Here is a 3,518-nt window from a genome sequence, read left to right on the forward strand (position 1 = left end):
CTTAAAACTCATCATACCTTTCAGAGTATGTCCCGTAAGGCGACTTGCTTAGATAACGCCGCCATGGAATCATTCTTTCATCTCATGAAAGCAGAGATAATGGATGAACACTTCGAAAATCCAGAGAGTCTCGCGCAAGCGATGACTGGATGGATTGAGTTTTATAATAACCGTAGAATCAGGACCAAGCTAAAAGGCAAGTCACCAGTACAATACCGAGAACTTGCCAATCAGTTAGTAGCTTAATTTAGTTGTCCAAACTTGTGGGTTCACTTCACCTAATCAAAGACGGGTGCTTTTTAGTTTGCCAATCGATACTGTAACGGACTGACACCATAATGCTTCTTGAATAATTTAATAAAATAAGCAGTATTCGGAATGCCAACGGCGCGGCCAATTTGAGCTACAGAATGGCTTGAATTGGTGAGTTGATGCTCGGCATGGCTTAAGCGAATCGTCACGAGTTTCTGCTGCGGGGTTATCCCGGTTTGGGCTTTATAAACGTGTCGCAAATGAGATTTGCTCCCATGGACACGGGCAGCAAGTTCATCTAACGTTATATTCTCTGCATAGTGTTGGTTTAAAACGTAGTCAATTTCAGTGACCCACACGTGGTTGGACACAATGGTGTCCAGCGGGCGGCATCGTTTTCAGGGTCTAAAGCCAGCTGCCATGGCCTGTTCTGGATCAGCGTACATGATGACATTTTGACGATCGGGTAATCGTGATGGGCAAGAGGGCTTGCAAAATATCATGGTTGATTTTACAGCGTACCACCGCTGACCATCGAGGCAATCGTCATTATTCGCGATAATCTGCCAAGTTTGGTCATCTGGTTCCATTGAAACACCTCCTAAGCGGTGTGCAGATTACTTTGTTCCATGGCTAAAAGCGCCTTTTTCCGTTCAATACCGCCAGCGTATCCGGTCAGTGAACCATCGCTGCCGACGACTCGATGGCAGGGGATGATGAGCGAAATTGGGTTGTGTCCCACTGCGTTGCCAATTGCTCTAGATTTGTTGGCCTTAATCTCGCTATTTTTTTGGAGTTGATCGGATAAGGCTTTATAGGTCGTTGTTTCACCGTAAGGCACTTGCTGGAGCTCATGGAGGACCTGGGTTCTGAAAGCTGTCACTTCGGGTCTGAGAGGCACCACAGAGGCGTCAGGATTTTCGCCCGCAAAGTAGGCAGCTAGCCAATTTAATGCTAAACTAATTGGCCGACTTTCAAGGTGCTCAGCATCTTCTAAGCGGTACTTGGCACCGAAAAACTTCTGATCTTTAAACCAAAGCCCTAAGAGATTATCCTCATCACTTAATAAAATTAGCTCGCCCAATTTTGATGGATATGTTGCTGTATATAACATGTTTGCGCCACCTCACTTTCTAATGGTCACTTAGATTCCAACAGATAACTGCACAGAAAAATAACACAATGTGGCTTTTTAATTTAAAAAGCATCCCAATTGAGGGATGCTTGATTGTTATTTTTTGGGCCTTACCGTCGTCAAGAAATCAGTGAGCGGAAGTGGGTCCGTCAGTTGGCGATTACACTGGGCACTATCGCGGCAGATATAATTACCGTTCTTGGTATAGGTCCCCAGTCCAGAGGTCTTCGTTGTCGACATAAAGAGTGAGACGTTGCCAATCGTATGACAGATAGCGCAAAGTCCCTTCACTGTTTGCGGTGAAAACTCGCCTTGAATACCAATTAGTCGATCTTGGTAGGGGGCAACCAAATATTTCTTTTGGTTCCCGCCATCATTCCAACCCAAGTAAGTCAATTCGTGCAGTTTCAGGCTGCCCCATTCCGGATGTTTGAGTTTCTTCACCTTTTTAAACAGCTTTTCCAGCTGCTTTGGTGACAACTTGGGAAAAGGAATGACCAATGGGATTAACGTTTCAATCAAATCGGCTGCCTGAACTCGAGATAAAAAGTCGATTTTAACGCCTTGCAGAAAGGCTTTTGTTATCGGCTCATCGTTAGGGAGTAGGGGTGTAAGATTCTCTAATGTCTCCGCTAAGACGATGTCACGGATGTGAGGGTCATTTACCGATTTGTACGTATTGACTAGGTGAGTGACCTGTTGGTTGATGTAACTAAATTCATAGGCGGTAATTGTTGGTTCCATAATAGATATAGCTTCCTTTCAGATTCAAACCTGACACTTCTCTGAAAGGTTTTACAGAAAAGTGTCGCTAACGAGCAGCAATTTTCTTTGCTAATAACGATGTCATCATCGTTTATCATCCCCTTAGTTAAAGTACTAGTAAGTATACAAAATCAAACTGGGTCACGCAATGGTTGTTTCAACGAAAAAAGTCCTCGAAGATCAGATCTCCGAGGACTTTTTGCATCACATCATGTGATTGATCACATTGGAATTAAAGTGCCCAGGCACCCATTCCTTGTGACTTGTAAAGACTAACAGCTGCATCTACTTGTGCAGAAACTGAACCACTGCTAATGTGCATGTTTTGGAATAAACCGTATGCGCCACTAGAACTGTTGCGGACGTATGGTTGCCAGTTTGATTCACGAGTGATGATTGCGTTCCAAGTTGAAGCTGAAACGCCGGTACGTGATTCCATTTGGCTCAATACGTAGCTCTTTGTGCTTCCAGTGTATGAAGAAGATGATGAGCTTGAAGTTGTTGACTTCGTTGATGAAGCAGTGTTGTTTGAAGTCGTGTTGCTTGATGATGCAGTAGCTTGTGAAGTTGAGCTAGTTGCAGGTGTTGTGGCAGTCGTTGAAGTTGTTGTACCAACACTCTTTGAGCTGTTAACACCGTTGATTGTCAACTTTTGACCAGCAACGATTAAGTGGTTCTTGATGTTATTGTCTTTTTCGATCCGAGTCATCGTCGTACCAAACTTGTCTGCGATACTCCAAACAGAGTCGCCAGACTTAACAACATAGGTTGTAGCAGAACTTGATTTAGTCGTGGTCTTCGTGTCATCAGTATCAAGTGATAACTTTTGACCAGGGAGGATCAAGTGGTTCTTAATGTTGTTATCGTTTTCTACGTTCTTGATGTTCGTATCGTTCTTTTGAGCAATTGCCCAAACAGAGTCGCCTGCTTTAACGGTGTAGGTCGTGTCTGCTGAAGCACCAGTTGTGCCAGCAATGAATAATCCTAAAGCGGCTGCAGTAGTTGAAACTAAAGTCGTAACCATTTTGTTCAAAATAAGTACACTCCTGTTGTTCTGGAATTTAGGTTAACGGATATCCGCTAACCAATGTTCACTACTTTAACAGGTGGATATTACTCTCTAATATCTCTCACTTTAAAGGGAGATGACAAATATGACAAAATTTTGAAATTTATCATATACGTAATGTAAATTTGCTGTGAAAGGGCTTTATATCCCGAACCATCAGGGTTTTCTTATATTTGGCAAATTACAAGTTTAATCCGAACAAGCCCGGAATCTTTCAATGGCAGTCTGTTGATGATGTATTTTTAATGGTCGTTGATTAATTAGTTCAAGTGCTGCTAGGATCTCATCAGTCGTTAC

The 3,518-nt window shown here is 43.0% G+C and carries 6 protein-coding genes and 1 pseudogene; 1 reads left to right on the plus strand and 6 read right to left on the minus strand.

Annotation, left to right across the window (positions count from 1 at the left end; all coding sequences use genetic code 11):
* Window positions 1-27 precede the first annotated feature (27 nt).
* Complete coding sequence (locus LOSG293_RS09515) at window positions 28-246, plus strand: IS3 family transposase (RefSeq protein WP_439950835.1); 219 nt, start codon at window positions 28-30, stop codon at window positions 244-246.
* 53 nt (window positions 247-299) lie between these two features.
* Here the strand turns inward: LOSG293_RS09515 and LOSG293_RS10205 are convergent, their stop codons facing one another.
* The 6 genes and pseudogenes from LOSG293_RS10205 to LOSG293_RS09540 all read right to left on the minus strand — a co-directional run.
* On the minus strand, window positions 300-611 hold the full coding sequence (locus LOSG293_RS10205; RefSeq protein WP_235786849.1) for a helix-turn-helix transcriptional regulator: 312 nt from the start codon (window positions 609-611) through the stop codon (window positions 300-302).
* 39 nt (window positions 612-650) lie between these two features.
* On the minus strand, window positions 651-842 hold the full coding sequence (locus LOSG293_RS10210) for an Ada metal-binding domain-containing protein (RefSeq protein ID WP_235786850.1): 192 nt from the start codon (window positions 840-842) through the stop codon (window positions 651-653).
* An 11-nt stretch (window positions 843-853) separates the two neighbouring features.
* Entirely contained in the window at window positions 854-1,366 is a 513-nt protein-coding gene (locus LOSG293_RS09525; protein ID WP_034529772.1) for a methylated-DNA--[protein]-cysteine S-methyltransferase, read from the minus strand.
* A 117-nt stretch (window positions 1,367-1,483) separates the two neighbouring features.
* On the minus strand, window positions 1,484-2,131 hold the full coding sequence (locus tag LOSG293_RS09530; RefSeq protein WP_034529775.1) for a FusB/FusC family EF-G-binding protein: 648 nt from the start codon (window positions 2,129-2,131) through the stop codon (window positions 1,484-1,486).
* A gap of 253 nt (window positions 2,132-2,384) precedes the next feature.
* Window positions 2,385-3,176 carry a LysM peptidoglycan-binding domain-containing protein gene (locus tag LOSG293_RS09535; RefSeq protein WP_034529777.1) on the minus strand — a complete coding sequence of 264 codons (792 nt, stop codon included), beginning with the start codon at window positions 3,174-3,176 and terminating at the stop codon, window positions 2,385-2,387.
* A gap of 234 nt (window positions 3,177-3,410) precedes the next feature.
* Window positions 3,411-3,518: pseudogene (locus LOSG293_RS09540) on the minus strand (IS30 family transposase); the annotation flags it as partial.

This window comes from Secundilactobacillus oryzae JCM 18671, assembly GCF_000740055.1.
Classification (GTDB): domain Bacteria; phylum Bacillota; class Bacilli; order Lactobacillales; family Lactobacillaceae; genus Secundilactobacillus; species Secundilactobacillus oryzae.